Below are 17421 nucleotides of genomic sequence, written 5' to 3'. Positions count from 1 at the left end.
ACTGCACTTTGGCACATTCGATGCCGGTGGAGCAGGAGCCACCCACCTCATCCGGTATGGGCTAAGAGGACCTCGGAGCAATCGCAGCATCCTGTGATATTGGATCGCGTCAACGTCGGGTTGTCGTTGTGGGTGGGCAAGGCGGATCGGAGGATTAGTCATGGAAACACTAAACTTACCTGCCATTCGCGCACTTCGCCCAGCCTGGAACAAAGGCCGTATCGTGGGTCAAAAGCGCCCGCTGAAACCAAAACATGTCTGGGCAATCCGAGTTCGCCTCGAGCTTGCAGACAACCATCGCGATCTTGCGCTCTTCAACATGGCAATCGACAGCAAGCTTCGCGGCTGTGATCTGGTGAAGATGAAGGTGGTCGATATCATGTCATCGGGTCAGATCAAGGAACGCGCTTCAGTACTGCAGAGCAAGACGCAGAAACCTGTACGCTTCGAGATATCCGAGGGCACCCGTGCCTCTGTTGGGAAATGGATGGAAGATGAACTCATGGTTGGTTCAGAATACCTCTGGCCTGGCAGATTCCACGAAAGATTGCACATCTCGACACGTCAGTATGCGCGGATTGTTCGAGACTGGGTCACATCGATCGGCCTTGAAGCAAGCGCCTACGGAACCCATTCAATGAGGCGCACGAAAGTCACCCAAATCTACAAGAAAACTGGCAACCTCAGAGCGATCCAGCTCTTGCTTGGCCATACCAAGATGGACAGTACAGTCCGGTATCTCGGCGTCGAACTCGAAGATGCTTTGGCCATCGCCGAAGCCATTGAGATATAGTGCCAATGGGTCGCCTTCACGGGCGACCCAGAGCCGACCTTGAGTACGCCGTTTGATTTCTGCGGTCGCAGCCCACTATTCGGACATTCGCCGCAAGTGCAACATTTTGAGGCTGTTGAACTCACGCATCGCGTAACAAAGTGTGAACTCACTACATTTGCCTCGACGACAAAAAACCGCACATACTGATCGCGACAATCAAACGGGAAGGCATGGAACCGGCGTTCGCGGGATAGTGAACAAATGCCTGCGTATGGTTCCCATCGTCACAAGGCTTCGTCTACAAGCAACCTATGCGTGTTGCGATTAAGTTAACGCAAAGGCATTTCCCAGCAATACGCCCTTTTTTTGGGCAAAGATTGACCGCAATGGTTGGCCAGCGCTCTCAATCCTTTACATTACGATACACATTTACCGTAGCTCGACTCATGCAGGGTAAACTCTCAATCATTGTCGTGGAATCCGATCGCGACCGAGCGCTTCGGATTGTGGATAGCCTGCGTGAGACCGGCGATAGCGATATCCATATCATATCCGATCCGACCGGCCTTGCACGGCAAATAAAGATGCGCGATCCGGATATTGTGCTGATCGATGTCGCCAATCCATCCCGCGACATGCTGGAGGAGCTTGCTCTTGCATCGGGTCCGCGGGATCGCCCAGTCGCGATGTTTGTAGACCGCTCGGAAGTGGGGCTTTCCACTGCCGCGGTCGAGGCCGGTTTGTCGGCCTATGTGGTGGACGGGCTCCAGCCGCAGCGTATCAAGCCAGTGCTGGAAGCGGCGATCGCCCGGTTTCGCATGTTCCAACGGATGCGAAAGGAACTGGCCGAAACTAAACGTGCGCTGGAAGAGCGCAAGGTCATCGATCGCGCCAAAGGGCTGATCATGAAGGCCCGTAATGTCAGCGAGGATGAGGCTTATGCCATTCTACGCAAGGCGGCGATGGATCAGGGCAAACGCGTGGCCGATGTGGCCGAGGCGCTGGTAACAGCTGCGGCGTTATTGTCATGAGGGTGACGTCGCTGAATGTAGGCTTCATGCCGCTGGTGGATGCCGCCCCCTTGATCATGGCGCAGGAAATGGGGTTTGCTGGTGACGAGGGGCTGTCTCTGGATCTTGAACGTGCTCCCTCCTGGTCGGCTCTGCGCGACATGCTGAGTTTCGGGCAGCTGGATGCGGCCCACATGCTTTCTCCAGTGCCGGTGGCAGCGGCACTGAGGCTGGGCGGCAATGGCGTGGCGCTTGCGGCAGTTTCGGTCTTGTCGGTGAACGGCAACGTAATCGGCGTCAACCAGGAACTGACAGAGCGTCTGAAGAGCGAGGGGCACGACTTTGCCTTTAGCGACGCCCATGCCGCCGGACAGGCGCTGATCAAGGCAATGGACAGGGAGTTGCGCCTTGGCGTGCCTTTCCCGTTTTCAATGCATGCCGAGCTGGTGCTCTACTGGCTTTCGGCGCTGGGGCTGACCGCCCCGGACAAGGTCAAAATCCGTACGGTGCCACCACCGCTGATGGCTGGTGCGCTGAAGAACGGTGAGATCGACGCTTTCTGCGTCGGTGAACCCTGGGGGTCACGAGCAGTTGAGTTGGGGGTTGGCAGCTTGCTGTTGCCCGGTAAGGCGATCTGGGCCTTCGCCCCGGAAAAGGTACTGGCTACTCGCCAGAATTGGGCCAACGACCACGAAGACCTGTGTCACCGGCTGATCCGTGCGGTCTGGCGCGCGTCGCATTGGCTGGCGGATCCGGTATCACGGACGCTGACGGCCGAGGTACTGGCCCGTCCGCATTATCTGGATGTTCCTGCGGAGCTGATCGACCGCGCACTGACCGGGCAGATGGTAATTGGCGGGACCGGCGAAATCCGTGAAGTGCCCAGGTTCGTTGAATTTCATGCCGGCGCAGCCAATTTCCCGTGGCGCAGCCAGGCCGAATGGATCGGCCGGCAGTTGGCCAGCCGCAACGGGTTCGACCTCGATGTTGCGGGCCAAATTGCAAGCACAGTGTTTCGCAGCGATCTCTACCGGGCCGCGCTTGGTCCGACAGCAGCGGATTTGCCCGGTGCCTCATCGAAAGTCGAAGGCAGCCTGAGCCACGATTCCGCGGTGGCCTCTGCCAGGGGGCAACTGATTCTGCCGCCTGATGCGTTCTTCGATGGGCTCATTTTTGAACCAATTGCACATTAATGCCTAATTTTTATGCGAACACGCCCAATCATTCGCTGCGATGCAGCAATACTGATGCTGCGCCTGCGAAAAAAGTGGCGGCGGACCAAACTGATCTTTAGGTTTCAACTACAGGCAGGCAACGGAGCCTGCCCCCGAGACACTCCCTAAGACAGGGATTTTCTGAGCAAAGCCGCTCGACCTCTTCGCCGTTTTTTACCGGCGAGGTGCGTCAGCGGCTTTTGTTGTTTTCCGTGCCTCTAAGGGCTCCGGATCGAAAGGGAAAGACCATGAAAACACTCCTCCTCAGCCTCGTGGCTTCGACGGCGCTGACCGCCCCGGCCTTCGCCGAAATGCTGGAATTGGAAAAGGATGAACTGACTTTCGGGTTCATCAAACTGACCGACATGGCGCCGCTGGCAATTGCCTATGAAAAGGGGTTTTTCGATGACGAGGGCCTGTTCGTCACGCTTGAAGCCCAGGCCAACTGGAAAGTGTTGCTGGATGGCGTGATCGACGGCACGCTGGATGGGGCGCATATGCTGGCCGGGCAGCCGCTGGCCGCGACCATCGGTTATGGTACCGAAGCGCATATCGTCACGCCCTTCTCGATGGACCTGAACGGCAACGGCATCACTGTTTCGAACGATGTTTGGAGGATGATGAAACCGAACCTGCCCGTCGATGCGGAAGGTAAGATCTTACACCCGATTTCCGCGGAATATCTCAAGCCGGTGATCGAGGAATTCAACGCCAACGGCAAATCCTTCAACATGGGTATGGTATTTCCGGTTTCGACCCACAATTACGAGTTGCGCTACTGGCTGGCTGCGGGTGGGATCAACCCCGGGTATTACAGCCCGGACAACGTGACCGGTCAGATCGGGGCCGAGGCGCTGTTGTCGGTGACCCCACCACCACAGATGCCCGCCACGCTCGAAGCTGGTACAATCTCGGGCTATTGCGTGGGCGAGCCGTGGAACCAGCAGGCAGTGTTCAAGGGCATTGGCGTGCCGGTGATCACCGATTACGAACTGTGGAAGAACAACCCCGAGAAAGTCTTCGGCATCACCGCCGAATTCGCGGAACAGTATCCAAATACCACGCTGGCCGTGACCAAGGCACTGATCCGAGCCGCGCAGTGGCTGGATGAAAACGAAAACGCCAACCGTCCCGAGGCGGTCGAAATCCTCAGCCGCTCCGACTATGTCGGTGCCGATTACGCGGTGATCGCCAACTCGATGACCGGCACTTTCGAATACGAAAAAGGCGACAAGCGCGACGTATCCGATTTCAACGTTTTCTTCCGCTACAACGCGACCTATCCCTATTATTCGGACGCCGTCTGGTATCTGACTCAGATGCGCCGCTGGGGGCAGATCGCCGAGGCCAAGCCAGACAGCTGGTATGATGAGGTCGCCAAGTCTGTCTACAAACCTGAGATCTATCTGGAGGCAGCCAAGCTGCTGATCGAAGAGGGCCTGGTGAACGAAGCCGACTTCCCGTGGGACAGCGACGGTTACAAGGCACCGACCCCGGCCGAAGATGTCATCGACGGCATCACCTATAACGGCAAAACGCCAAACACATACCTCGAGAGCCTGCCAATCGGCCTAAAGGGCGCGCAGACTGTGACCGGAAACGGCGTGCAGGGCTAACCCTTCCCCATCCCAAGACAGGGCGGTGGGCGGTGCAATTCCTCCGAACAGCAATTTCCGCCCTCGTTCCAACCACCAAGGAAAATGATCATGACTGCCATCGACCCAAGCAGCCTGAGCCCGGACGCCGACCGTGAAGTGCGCCGCGCCCGGCTTTTCTCCCGGATCAACAAGGCCGATTCCTGGTTCCAGGTTCTGGGCCTTGCCTGGATCACCCCGATACTTCGAGCCGCTGCCGGCGACAATCCAGGGGCCCAGGTCAGGGAAATCTGGCGCCTGCTGGTGGTCCCGCTGCTGTCGATCGCTGCGTTCCTAATTCTGTGGGGAACTTTGGCGCCCAAGGTGCAGACCTCACTTGGCGCCATCCCCACTCCGGCGCAGGTCTGGCAGGAGGTGATCAACCTGCATGAGGACGCCCGCGCCAAGACTGCCAAGCAAGCTGCACATTACGAGCGGGTCGAGAAGCGCAACGAACGGCTTATCACGCAGGGTAAGGCCGACAAGGTCAAAGACATCCCTTTTACCGGTGCCCCGGCCTATTACGACCAGATCTGGACCTCGATCAAAACGGTCTTTTTCGGCTTTCTTCTGGCCTCGCTTGTGGCGATCCCGCTGGGGATCATGGCGGGCCTGTCACCGGTCGCTAATGCCGCGATCAACCCACTGGTACAGATCTTCAAGCCGGTTTCGCCTCTGGCCTGGCTGCCGATCGTGACCATGGTCGTTTCGGCGCTTTACACCACCAGTGACGGGCTGTTTGCTAAATCCTTCCTGGTCTCGGCGATCACGGTGACGCTCTGCTCGCTCTGGCCAACGCTGATCAACACCGCGTTGGGTGTGGCCTCGATCGACAGGGATCTTGTGAGCGTTTCTAAGGTCCTGAAGATGTCCACCTACAACAAGATAACCAAGCTGGTGCTGCCGTCAGCATTGCCCCTGATCTTCACCGGCCTGCGCCTTAGTCTGGGTGTCGGTTGGATGGTGCTGATCGCTGCCGAGATGCTGGCACAGAACCCGGGGCTGGGCAAATTCGTCTGGGATGAATTCCAGAACGGCTCCTCGCAATCGCTGGCCAAGATCATCGTCGCGGTGCTGACCATCGGATTGATTGGCTTCCTGCTGGATCGCGTGATGTACGCACTCCAGTCGCTCTTTACATTCTCGAACAATCGGTGAGCGCGATGAGCATTCTGAAGTTCAACAATGTCAGTAAAGGCTTCGGCGAGGGCGCGGCCCGCACCGAGGTACTGAAGAACATCTCGCTCGATGTCGCAGATGGAGAGTTCCTGGCGATCCTAGGATTTTCCGGAACCGGGAAGTCCACACTGATGAACCTGATCGCGGGACTGGAAACGCCTGACACCGGATCCGTCAAATTCAAAGGTAAGCCGATCACCGGGCCGGGTCCCGAGAGGGGGCTGGTCTTCCAGTCCTACTCGCTGATGCCCTGGCTGACGGTGCAGGGCAACGTGATGCTGGCCATTGACGCGGTGTTCCCCAAGCTACCCAAGTCTGAAAAAGAAAAAAAAGCCGCTCACTACATCAATATGGTGGGGCTTGGTCACGCCACTGCGCGCCGCCCGGCGGAACTGTCGGGTGGGATGCGCCAGCGGGTGTCGGTGGCGCGCGCGCTGGCGATGGATCCTGAAATGTTGCTGCTGGATGAGCCGCTTTCGGCGCTTGATGCCTTGACCCGGGCAAACCTGGCGGACGAGATCCTTGAAATCTGGGAGCAGGACAAAAAGACCTGCATCCTGATCACCAATGATGTGGACGAGGCGATCCTTCTGGCCGACCGGATTGTGCCACTGAACCCCGACGGCACTTTGGGCGCACCTGTCACCGTCGCTATTCCCCGCCCGCGCGACCGATCGGCGATGAACCACGATGCAACCTTCAAGGCGTTGCGGGCCGAAGTCACGTCTTACCTGGTGGACGTCGGGATCGAGGGCAAGGTCGAAGGCTCGCGCATCCTGCCGAACGTGACCCCGATTCATGACATGCCGAAGGCAGTGCAGAAGGCTCAGGAAGGTCTGATCGACGAGCGGTTTCTCGATTTCTCGCAACTGCATAAGATCTATCCAACCCCCAAGGGTCCGCTGACCGTGGTCCAGGATTTCAACCTCAAAATCAATCGCGGAGAGTTCATTTCACTGATCGGCCATTCGGGCTGTGGCAAGTCCACGGTGCTGACCATGGCTGCTGGTCTGAACCCGATCTCTAAGGGCGCGATCAAGCTTGATGGCCGGCATGTCGAAGGCGCCGATCCCGAACGCGCTGTGGTGTTCCAGTCGCCGAACCTGTTCCCCTGGCTTACCGCCAAGGAAAACGTGGCAATAGGGGTCGACAAGGTCTATCCTGGCGCTTCGGTCGCGGAGCGCCAGGATGTGGTGGAATACTACCTCGAACGTGTCGGGCTGGCAGACGCCATGGACCGGTCCGCCCATGCAATGTCGAACGGGATGCGTCAGCGTGTCGGTATCGCGCGGGCCTTCGCATTATCACCGAACCTCCTGCTTCTCGACGAACCCTTCGGCATGCTCGACAGCCTGACCCGCTGGGAGCTGCAGGAAGTTCTGATGGAGGTCTGGTCGCGCACCAAAGTGACCGCAATTTGTGTCACCCATGATGTGGACGAGGCGATCCTACTGGCCGACCGCGTGGTGATGATGACCAATGGTCCGCAGGCCACCATCGGAAAGATCACCGATGTCGATCTACCGCGCCCGCGTACCCGCAAGGCGTTACTGGAACACCCGGATTATTACACTTACCGGCAGGAAGTGCTCGGCTTCCTAGAAGAGTACGAACACGGGGCAAAACCTAAGCTCAAGGCCGGACAGTCGATCGAAAAGGCCGCCAAGGCCATTGCTGCGGAGTAATGAAAATGAAACAGAAACTTGTGGTCATCGGTGCCGGTATGGCCTCCGGCCGGGTGCTGGAGCACTTGACCGACGCCGCCCCCGATGCCTATGACATCACCCTTTTCAACGCCGAGCCGCGCGGCAATTACAACCGCATCATGCTGTCGCCAGTGCTGTCGGGGGAAAAGACATATGAAGAGATCGTCACCCATGATGACGAATGGTACGCGGAACGCAGCATAACCTGCCGGTTTGGCGAGCATGTGGTGGGTATCGATCCCGAGATGAAGGTGGTCGAGGGGCAGAACGGCCATGTGCCCTATGACAAGTTGGTTATCGCCACCGGCTCCGCGCCGTTCATCATCCCGGTGCCGGGGCATGATATGCCCAATGTTATCAGCTATCGCGATCTGGATGATACCAACGCGATGATTGACGCCACCGCCAAGGGCGGCAAGGCGGTGGTCATCGGCGGCGGACTTCTGGGGCTGGAAGCGGCGGCCGGCCTGAAGGAACGCGGCATGGACGTGACGGTGCTGCACCTGATGGGCCACCTGATGGAACGGCAACTCGACGAATCTGCCGGTTTCCTACTGCGCAAAGAACTCGAGGCGCGCGGTATCACGGTGATAACCCAGGCCTCGACCAAGGCGATCCTTGGCGAGGAAAGGGCCGAAGCAGTTCTGCTTGAAAGCGGCGAGGTTTTGGACGCCGATCTGGTGGTCATGGCCGTGGGCATCCGGCCCGAGACACGGCTTGCCACCGATGCGGGACTCGACGTTGCCCGCGGTATTGAAGTGAACGCGCAAATGCAAACCAGCGACCCGGATATCCAGGCGGTTGGCGAATGCGTGGAATTCGACGGCCACCTCTTTGGGCTGGTCGCGCCGCTCTATGATCAGGCAAAGGTGGTCGCGCAGACTCTGCTGGACGAGCCGGAGGTCTTTGTGGTCAAGGAGTTGGCAACCAAGCTGAAGGTAACAGGCTGTGATCTGTTCTCGGCGGGAGATTTCGCCGAAGGCGAGGGTCGCGAGGACATCGTTTTCCGCGACCCGGCGCGCGGGGTCTACAAACGGCTGGTGCTGGAAGACGATCGGCTGATTGGTGCGGTGATGTATGGTGACACGACCGACGGAAACTGGTTCTTCGGGCTGATCAAGGACGGCACAGATATCGAGGAAATGCGCGACACGCTGATCTTCGGTCCGGCCTATCAGGGAGGCGGTTCCGTGGACCCTCTCTCAGCCGTTGCAGCATTGCCGCCTGAAGCGGAGATCTGTGGCTGCAACGGCATTTGCAAAGGAACAATCGTCGAGGCGATCAGCGGTGGCGCAACCGATCTGGCGGCAATCCGGGCCAAAACCAAGGCCAGCGCCTCCTGCGGGACGTGCACAGGGCTGGTGGAACAGTTGCTCCAGGTCACGCTGGGCGACGAATTCCAGATGCCCACCGCGCAGCCGATCTGCGGATGCACCGATCTCAGCCACGAGGACGTGCGCCGCCTGATCAAGTCAAAGGAACTGAAATCGCAGCCTGCGGTCTGGCAGGAACTGGGCTGGGCCACGCCCAATGGCTGTCATGTCTGCCGTCCGGCGATCAATTTCTATCTTCTGGCCGACTGGCCGCTCGAATACCAGGACGACCCGCAAAGCCGCTTTGTCAACGAGCGTAAGCACGCCAACATCCAGAAGGACGGCACATTCAGCGTCGTGCCCCGGATGTGGGGCGGGATTACCAATTCAACCGAACTGCGCGCCATTGCCGATGCCGCCGACAAATATGCGGTGCCAACGGTCAAGGTCACCGGCGGTCAGCGGATCGATCTGCTGGGTGTCCGGGGCGAAGATCTCCCCCATATCTGGGCCGATCTGAACCGTGCTGGGTTGGTGTCGGGCCATGCATATTCCAAGGGTTTGAGAACGGTAAAGACCTGCGTCGGTACGGATCATTGCCGGTTCGGAACGCGGGACTCGACCGGTCTGGGGATCAAGCTGGAACGCGCACTCTGGGGTAGCTGGACGCCGCACAAGGTCAAGCTCGCAGTCTCGGGCTGCCCGCGCAACTGCGCCGAGGCGACCTGCAAGGATGTGGGCGTGATCTGTGTCGACAGCGGCTATCAGGTGGGTGTTGCGGGTGCAGCCGGCATGGACGTGAAAGAGACCGAACGACTGGCGGATGTCGCAACCGAGGAAGAAGCGGTCGAGATGACTATCGCCTTCGTCCAGCTTTACCGCGAGAATGCTAAATACCTCGACCGCGCCTATAAATGGGTCGCTAAAGTGGGGCTGGACTGGGTGCGCGAACGCGTCGTCGACAACTCCGAAGAACGCAAGGCGTTGGTCGAGCGTTTCGAACTGTCGCAATCCGTTTATCGCAAGGACCCCTGGGCCGAAGAGGCCGAAAAGGCGCAAACCTATGCGCCCCTTGCCGATCTTACCCTGGAGGCAGCAGAATGAGTTGGATCGACATCGCGTCAATCGACGACATCCCCCTGCGGGGCGCCCGCGTCGTGAAGACCCCGGTTGGCTGCATCGCGCTTTTCCGCACAGACGAGGCAGAGATCTATGCCGCGTCGGACAGCTGCCCCCACAAGGGCGGGCCGCTGAGCGAAGGCATTATCCACGGCCAGCGTGTGACTTGCCCGCTGCACAACTGGGTGTTCGATCTGAACACAGGCGAGGCGCAGGGGGCTGATGAAGGCCGGATCGAGACCTATCCGGTGCAGATTGAGGCTGGCCGGGTGCTGCTGGACGGTACGCTCCTCGGAAAAAGGAGTGCCGCCTGATGGACGGAAGTGCGCTGCCCGAGATCCGTTCGACCTGTCCTTATTGCGGCGTTGGATGCGGTGTACTGCTGCGCGGGAACGGACAGGGGGGGCTCGACGTGCGCGGCGATCCCGACCACCCGGCGAATTTCGGGCGGCTTTGTTCCAAGGGAGCAGCGCTCGGTGAGACCCTCGGAACCGAGGGTCGTCTTCTCGCCCCGCAGATCGCTGGCCGGGACGCAGGCTGGGACGAAGCGCTCGATCTGGTTGCAGGTCGGTTCCGCCAGACAATTTCGGAACATGGGCCAGATAGTGTGGCATTCTATGTTTCGGGACAGTTGCTGACCGAGGATTACTACGTTGCCAATAAGCTGATGAAGGGCTTCATCGGCTCGGCCAATATCGACACCAACTCGCGGCTTTGCATGGCTTCATCCGTTGCCGGACACAAGCGCGCCTTTGGCGCCGACACCGTTCCGGGCACTTATGAGGATCTGGAAGATGCGGATCTGGTGGTGCTGGTCGGTTCCAACCTCGCTTGGTGTCATCCGGTGCTGTATCAGCGCCTGCTGGCGGCACGAAAGGCTCGCGGTACCAAAGTCGTCGTGATTGATCCGCGCCGGACCGCCAGCTGCGACGGGGCCGATCTGCATCTCGCGCTGGATCCCGGCAGCGATGTCGCTTTGTTCAACCTGCTTCTGAGTTCCATCGAAGAGCAAGGGGCGCTCGATCTGGAATTCCTCGGGAATGTCACCGGCGCCCGCGCCGCTCTGGATGCCGCCAGCAATGCGCGCGTCGAAGAAACCGGGCTGGATCCGGCTCAGTTGCGCGCCTTCTGCAACTTGTGGATTCGCACTGAAAAGGTGGTGACGATCTACAGTCAGGGGGTAAACCAATCGACCTCAGGCAGCGACAAGGTCAATGCGATCTTAAACTGTCATCTGGCAACCGGGCGGATTGGAAAGCCCGGCTGTGGTCCGTTTTCGGTGACCGGCCAGCCGAACGCAATGGGCGGGCGTGAGGTGGGCGGACTTGCCAATATGCTGGCCTGCCATATGGATCTGGAAAATGCGGAACACCGGGCCGCGGTCCGGGAATTCTGGTCCGCCCGTGCGGTTCCGGATGCTCCGGGGTTGAAGGCGGTCGACATGTTCCGCGCGGTCGGGGATGGCCGGATCAAGGCGCTCTGGATCATTCACACCAACCCGGCGGTCACTATGCCCGAAGCCGATGCGGTGCGTGAGGCGATTGGCGCCTGCGATTTCACAGTGGTCAGCGATATCACTGCCGAGACCGACACTGCCCGGCTGGCCGATGTCTTGCTGCCCGCGGCTGCCTGGGGCGAGAAAAGCGGCACGGTCACAAGCTCGGACCGCATGATCAGCCGACAACGCGCCGTGCTGCCAGTGCCGGGTAGAGCCCGGCCCGATTGGCAAATTCTGGCCGAGGTTGGGCGCCGCATGGGATGGGAGAAGGAATTTTCCTACGTAACGCCCGCCGAAATCTTCCGCGAATACGTTGCACTTTCGGGCATCGCTGGCCGGTTCGGAGGTGATTTTGACATTTCTGGGCTGAGCGATCTCGACGACGATGCCTATGACACGCTGTCACCGACGCGCTGGCCGATAACGGCAACGCGAGAAGGTGGCCGCTTCTTTGCTAATGGCCGTTTCTTTCATGACGACGGAAAGGCAAGAATGCTACCGGTCCGCTGGAAGCCACCAATCGTCGCAACCGACTTTCGCCATCGGTTCCGGCTCAATACCGGGCGCAACCGCGATCAATGGCATACGATGACGCGCACCGCCCGGTCGCCGCGATTGTCAGCGCATCTGGCCGAGCCTTACGTCGATATTCATCCGACGGATGCCAGAGAGCTCGGCATTGGCACGGCGGATCTTGTCCGGCTGCGCAATTCTCACGGCACCGCGATCCTGCGGGCGCGGATCACCGAAGCCATGCAACTGGGCCAACTGTTCACGCCGATGCACTGGACCGCGGCAACTGCACCATCTGCGCGAATTAACGCACTGGTTGCTGCAGAAACCGATCCTGTCTCAGGCCAGCCTGAAAGCAAGGCAAGCGTGGTATCGCTGGAACAGTTCCCGGCAGCTTGGTACGGCTTTGCGGCCTCGGACAGTGCATTGAGTCCGGATACTGACTATTGGGCGCTTGCCCGAACTCGAGCCGGGTATCGTGCCGAACTGGCCGGGCTGTCAGCTGTCGACGACTGGGAAGCCGCCGCGCGCACCATGTTCCGTCTGCCCGAGGCGCGCCTGCAAATGCTACGAGACACTGGCCGCGGCACCACTCGGCTGGCCCTGCACGAGAACGGCAGGATTCGTGCTGTTCTTTTCGTGGCGGCCGAACCCGTCGCGGTGATGCGCGACTATCTCGCAACGCTTCCCGGCACCGATGCGCCGGAGGCGCTGGCCGGCGTCGCGCCGGAGGGTCGACCCGACCCCGGTCCGGTACTATGCTCGTGTTTCAATGTCGGAGAAAACACTATCCTTGAAGCCATCGAGGCCGACGGTTTGAGGAGTGTGGAACAGGTCGGTTCCGCGCTCGAGGCGGGCACAAACTGTGGCTCCTGCCGTCCCGAGATCGCCGCCTTGGTTTTACGCAATCAAATTCGCGAGGTGACGGAGTAAACGTCTGGTTTCGTTTGTCCCCATGTGTGGCAATGGCGACTTTGCACACTTCGCGGCCGCTTGGGCTTCGCGAAGCATATGGCAAAAAATTTTGGAGCAAATTTTCTTCGTCCCAAAGAAATCCAATTCTATATCGCTAAACAGTACTCAAACTGGCAACTTAGATCTGGCTTCATCTATCTGCGCAATATCAATCTCGGTCAGCGAAGAAACTACGCAATCCGCGGCCGTTAGTTCACTCTCGTGATCTTCATGAAGAAGACCAACACAGTAGAAACCACCGTTTTTCGCAGCTTCGACTCCAGAGGAGGAATCCTCGATCACGACACATTCCTCCACTTTCAGCCCCAGCCCGCTGGCGGCGGTGAGAAATATATCAGGGTTGGGTTTTCCTTTTTCGACATCATCGCCCCCGATAACAACTGGAAAGGCATCCAACAAACCAGCTTTTTCAAGAACGGCTCGGACATTGGCGCTGCTGGAAGCGGCCGCCAGCCCGTAACCCTCTGACTGGCATTGTCTAACCAGGCGCACAGCAGCATCGAACACACGAAATTTGCCTCGCTCGATCATTTCAACATAATAGTCATTTTTTTTGTCTGCGGCGGATCTGACTTCATTTTCCGTATGCCAGGTCATGACCGCGCGCGCGCCGTCAAAACGTGGGCGTCCGTCTACAAGCCGTCTGTATTCCGCCCTACCAAACTCATACCCGTATTCTTCGAACATGCGTTTCCAGGCCGCAAAATGCGCCGGTACGGTGTCGACTAAAACACCATCGAGGTCAAAGATAAGTCCTTTGGTCGGCATGCTGAATCTCCTGGTTCGAGCCTGTGCCAGAAACACGTAGCATGTAGGGAATTTTCTTCAATCGGCTGGCATGTGAATGTTTATCTGGCATAATTATTCACGCTGCCAAGCTTCCGTTACCGGACAATGTTGAAACAAATGATTGACGTTAAAAAACTTCCATTCGAAGAACGCGCCCAGTGCGCTGCCTATATGCGCGCAACGCACAACATGTCACAGGTGGAGATCGGGACCATTCTTGGAGGCCTGTCTCAACCACACGTATCGCGGTTGCTGAAACATGCTGAGCGCCAAAACTACCTGGTCATCGAACAACGCTTCGTCAAAGAACAATTCTCAGACGAGTGGATTGCCCAGATGGACGAATTGCTGGCTCCTTCAGGGCTTAATTCTGATCTGAAACGATATTGCGCCAGGAACAACCTCAGACCGCCCCGGCTTGGGGTGTTTGAAAGCGGCCCGGGGAACACCGAAGCTGCGCTTTCACAGCGCCGTACCAGATTTGGACGAACCGCATCCGGGCGATTGATAGAACTGATTGAGAAATCGAACGTCATCGGCGTTGCGTGGGGTCGAACAATCAAGTCCCTGGCAGAAGGGATTGCAGCCTCAAGGCAGCCCATTGATAAGTCGCAAAAGACAGAGTTTGCAGCGGTTTGCGCAGAATTGATGTCACTGGCTCAGCATGGATATTCGGCCAGCCGGCTTGCCGGAACGTTTGATGAGTTATTTAACGAACAGCCGGAGGATAGCCCTCAGCTCACTGGTTTTCCAGCATACATACCCCGTCACTATGATGAGACCATGCGCCGTTCCATCTGGCAGTACATCTCTGACACCCCAGGATTTCACCGCGTGTTTTCGGGGCCTGACGCGCTGATTGATAAAATGGATATGCTGATTTCCAGTGTTGGGTCTTCAAGCACTCCAGTTCTGGGCAGTTTTGAAGAGCTGGTTCAGGCAGGCGGGTTAAGGGCTGATGATCTTCGGCAATTGGTTGTCGGGGACCTTGGCGGCATTTTGATCCCGAGAACCGGGATTTCAAAGGCCAAGATGGACCTGATTGACGAACTGAACGGGCTGTGGACCGGGATCAAAACAGAACATATCAAGGCCATCGCAGATCGGGCATTTGACGATCCTGATCAAAGTGGTGTTGTGGTCGTCGCGATTCAGAAGGAGCGAGGTGATACGGTATTCGAACTGATCACCCGAGGGCTTGTCAACGAATTGCTCATTGATCACGCAGCGTCGGAACAACTGCACACGCGCATTGCCGAGGCTCTTGCAGACTGACTGCATCACCTCGGCAAACCTTGATCGATACCTGCGAAAATTGCCTGGGCGTCACGCTGGCTGCGGCGCGACGACCACTTTCTCTCCTGCAATCAAAGTAACGGGATGCCCCATTACCTCGATAATTTCTTTAGTGCCGGACGGAGCGATGAGCTCAAACCGGTACTCGTCGTGGGAAATCGCGACCACGACGTCATTCCCCTTCCATTTCAGGTTAAACCGGATTCCGGACCATGCCTCGGGCAGCCAGGGTTTGAACGTCATCTTGCCGTACTTGACCCGGACCCCGCCAAATCCACAAACAAGCGACTGCCAGGTACCACCGGCCGAAGCGATATGCATCCCGTCCTGCGTGTTACCCTGATTGTTGACCAGATCTACAAAGGCAGAGCGTTCAAAATAGCGATGCGCCGAAGAAATGTCGCCGACTTCGATCCCCATGATCGAGTGAATAGCCGGGCTCAGCGACGACTTGTGCATCGTGCGTTCTTCGTAAAACGCGTAGTTTGCCGCTTTGACCTCGTCTGAAAACTCGTCAGGCAAGAGATAGTTCAACATGATAACGTCCGGCTGCTTTAGCAGCATTGAACCGTTCAGTGAGAAGTGGTCATGCCCCTCTGGATAGACGGGCATACGGTTTTTGTCCCATTCGGTGATGGGAATGTCCTTGAGCTGGAAGTATCCTTCGAACTGTTCGATAAGATTGCGAGAGGGGTCAAAGGGAACATAGATTTTCGAAGCGGTTTCGACCCACTGGGCTACTTCGCTCCCCGTCAATCCCAATCGTTCCAGAAGCTCGTCATAAGCCGGTGTTGAGGTTTCACTGAGTTCTCTGAAGACCCGCACTGATTGCTCCAGATGCCACTTCGCCATTCGGTTAGTGAACGTGTTGTTGTCGACATGTTCGTGAAACTCATCCGGCCCGATCACGCTGGTCAGCTCATACCGATCCTTGGTGCCGTTCCATTCCAGCCGACTGATCCAGAACCGGCTGGTCTGGTACAGAACTTCCGCGCCAAAATCGCGAAGGAAGTCGTGATCACCCGTCGCCGCGACATAACTGAGTATGCCATAAGCCACACAAGCGCTGACGTGGATTTCTTCTTCACCGGTCCAGATCCGGTTGGCACCGTCCGCTGTCCATTTTGGCGTTGTCTCAACTCCGGTATCAGCGGATTCCCAAGCGTACTGTGCGCCCTTAAGCCCATTCGTTCGGGCGTTTTCAAGTGCGCCGTTCAACGTGTTGTAACGGTATTTCAGAAGGGCTTTGGCCGTCTCCGGCTGCGTGAAGATATAAAAGGGCAGCAGGAAAATTTCGGTATCCCAGAAAACGTGCCCTTTATACCCCTCGCCTGACATGGACTTGGCGCCGATGTTCGCGCGCGGGTCGTTTTCGTTTGCGGCAATCAGCAGATGATAGATGTTGAATCGCATTGCGCGCGTTGCTTCTGGATCACCCGTCACCACACAATCACAGGCGTCCCATTTTTCGCGCCAGGCTGCGGCGCTTTCGCTCAGACAGGCGGTAAACCCCTTGGCATGCGCGGTCTCAAGGGAGGCTTCGCACTTGGCCGCCAATTCTGCGCCGTTCAGATCTCGCGATGTATAAATCGACACCAGCTTTTCGAAAGTCAGACTTTGCCCGTTGAGCGCCTCGACAGAAACGGTTTGTGAAACCTGCTCATAGCCACGGTTTGCGACTTTGAACTCGCTGAAGGCAGGACAATTCAAGGCAGACGCCATGCCAATCGAAATGCCAGTGTCCAGTGTCAAAGCTTCGATATAGGACGCATCGCTGCTTGCATGTGACTGAGTCACCTTCAGGTGTCTGCTTTTGGCCCACTTTTCCCATTTGACCTCGGGGTGGAAGTCAGGGTTTCCCTGATAAGCTGGCAGGCGGTCCAGATTGTATCGGTGGGCATCAAGGGCGCTTTCGACAGTGATCTCCGAGGAGTGGTTCTCAGGCGTAACCGTCAGGCGAATGCCACAGATGTGCTGATCGGCAAAACTGGCAAAGCGGATGCTGGTGATGCGAGTGCGACGGCCTTTGCTATCTTCAAACACCGTATCTCGGTGGAGAATTCCGGTCTGCAGATCCAACACGCGCTTGTGTTCGACCACTTTACACGTTTGGACATCCAGAACTTCACCTTCGACACGGACCCGAAGCGGCAGCCAGGTAGGCACATTGACCTGATCGATCACTGTCGAGTCATGATGATCGTAAACACCGGCCAGATAGGTGCCAGACAGCTCACCCTTGTGGCCCTCTTCCAGTGAGCCGCGTGTGCCCTGATAGCCGTTGCCGACCGTGAAAATGGTCTCCTTGAAGTTCGCTTCATCCAGATTGAATTGGGTTTCTTCGATCAGCCAGTCGCTACTGCTCAGCATTGTCTGCATGTCAGGGCTCCATTCGGGTGA

At 57.8% G+C, this 17421-nt stretch carries 12 protein-coding genes; 10 read left to right on the top strand and 2 right to left on the bottom strand.

Annotated features, from left to right (window positions below; all coding sequences use genetic code 11):
* Nucleotides 1–160 precede the first annotated feature (160 nt).
* From GOX66_RS19675 to GOX66_RS19635, 9 genes are all read left to right on the top strand, one after another.
* A complete protein-coding gene (locus tag GOX66_RS19675; RefSeq protein WP_170764759.1) occupies nucleotides 161–793 on the top strand; it encodes a tyrosine-type recombinase/integrase in 633 nt (210 codons plus the stop codon).
* Nucleotides 794–1221: 428 nt separating this feature from the next.
* Entirely contained in the window at nucleotides 1222–1806 is a 585-nt protein-coding gene (locus GOX66_RS19670; RefSeq protein WP_170764757.1) for an ANTAR domain-containing response regulator, read from the top strand.
* Nucleotides 1803–2978 carry an ABC transporter substrate-binding protein gene (locus GOX66_RS19665; RefSeq protein WP_170764755.1) on the top strand — a complete coding sequence of 392 codons (1176 nt, stop codon included), beginning with the start codon at nucleotides 1803–1805 and terminating at the stop codon, nucleotides 2976–2978. The genes GOX66_RS19670 and GOX66_RS19665 overlap by 4 nt, the downstream gene beginning before the upstream one ends.
* 269 nt (nucleotides 2979–3247) lie before the next feature.
* The gene (locus tag GOX66_RS19660) at nucleotides 3248–4615 is read left to right on the top strand and encodes a CmpA/NrtA family ABC transporter substrate-binding protein (RefSeq protein ID WP_170764753.1); all 1368 of its coding nucleotides are present in this window, start codon (nucleotides 3248–3250) and stop codon (nucleotides 4613–4615) included.
* A gap of 90 nt (nucleotides 4616–4705) precedes the next feature.
* A complete protein-coding gene (locus GOX66_RS19655; RefSeq protein ID WP_170764751.1) occupies nucleotides 4706–5791 on the top strand; it encodes an ABC transporter permease in 1086 nt (361 codons plus the stop codon).
* Nucleotides 5792–5796: 5 nt separating this feature from the next.
* Nucleotides 5797–7497, top strand: coding sequence for an ABC transporter ATP-binding protein (locus GOX66_RS19650; RefSeq protein ID WP_170764749.1), 1701 nt, complete (start codon nucleotides 5797–5799; stop codon nucleotides 7495–7497).
* Nucleotides 7498–7502: 5 nt separating this feature from the next.
* Nucleotides 7503–9935 carry a nitrite reductase large subunit NirB gene (nirB, locus tag GOX66_RS19645; RefSeq protein WP_170764747.1) on the top strand — a complete coding sequence of 811 codons (2433 nt, stop codon included), beginning with the start codon at nucleotides 7503–7505 and terminating at the stop codon, nucleotides 9933–9935.
* On the top strand, nucleotides 9932–10264 hold the full coding sequence (gene nirD / locus GOX66_RS19640; protein ID WP_170764745.1) for a nitrite reductase small subunit NirD: 333 nt from the start codon (nucleotides 9932–9934) through the stop codon (nucleotides 10262–10264). Before nirB ends, nirD begins: the two co-directional genes overlap by 4 nt.
* Nucleotides 10264–12894, top strand: coding sequence for a nitrate reductase (locus GOX66_RS19635; protein WP_170764743.1), 2631 nt, complete (start codon nucleotides 10264–10266; stop codon nucleotides 12892–12894). The genes nirD and GOX66_RS19635 overlap by 1 nt, the downstream gene beginning before the upstream one ends.
* A gap of 147 nt (nucleotides 12895–13041) precedes the next feature.
* Here GOX66_RS19635 and GOX66_RS19630 read toward each other — a convergent pair whose 3' ends face one another.
* Nucleotides 13042–13704 carry an HAD family hydrolase gene (locus GOX66_RS19630; RefSeq protein WP_170764741.1) on the bottom strand — a complete coding sequence of 221 codons (663 nt, stop codon included), beginning with the start codon at nucleotides 13702–13704 and terminating at the stop codon, nucleotides 13042–13044.
* 138 nt (nucleotides 13705–13842) lie between these two features.
* On the opposite strand from GOX66_RS19630, the gene GOX66_RS19625 reads away from it, so the two are divergent.
* A complete protein-coding gene (locus GOX66_RS19625) occupies nucleotides 13843–15000 on the top strand; it encodes a sugar-binding transcriptional regulator (protein WP_170764738.1) in 1158 nt (385 codons plus the stop codon).
* Between the two features lie 51 nt (nucleotides 15001–15051).
* Here GOX66_RS19625 and GOX66_RS19620 read toward each other — a convergent pair whose 3' ends face one another.
* Nucleotides 15052–17400, bottom strand: coding sequence for a glycoside hydrolase family 65 protein (locus GOX66_RS19620; RefSeq protein WP_170764736.1), 2349 nt, complete (start codon nucleotides 17398–17400; stop codon nucleotides 15052–15054).
* Nucleotides 17401–17421: the final 21 nt, after the last annotated feature.

Origin of the sequence: Ruegeria lacuscaerulensis, assembly GCF_013031245.1 — a bacterium.
Lineage (GTDB): Bacteria > Pseudomonadota > Alphaproteobacteria > Rhodobacterales > Rhodobacteraceae > Ruegeria > Ruegeria lacuscaerulensis_C.
The sequence above is the reverse complement of the archived record's forward strand: the minus strand, read 5'-3'. Positions and strand labels throughout refer to the sequence as shown.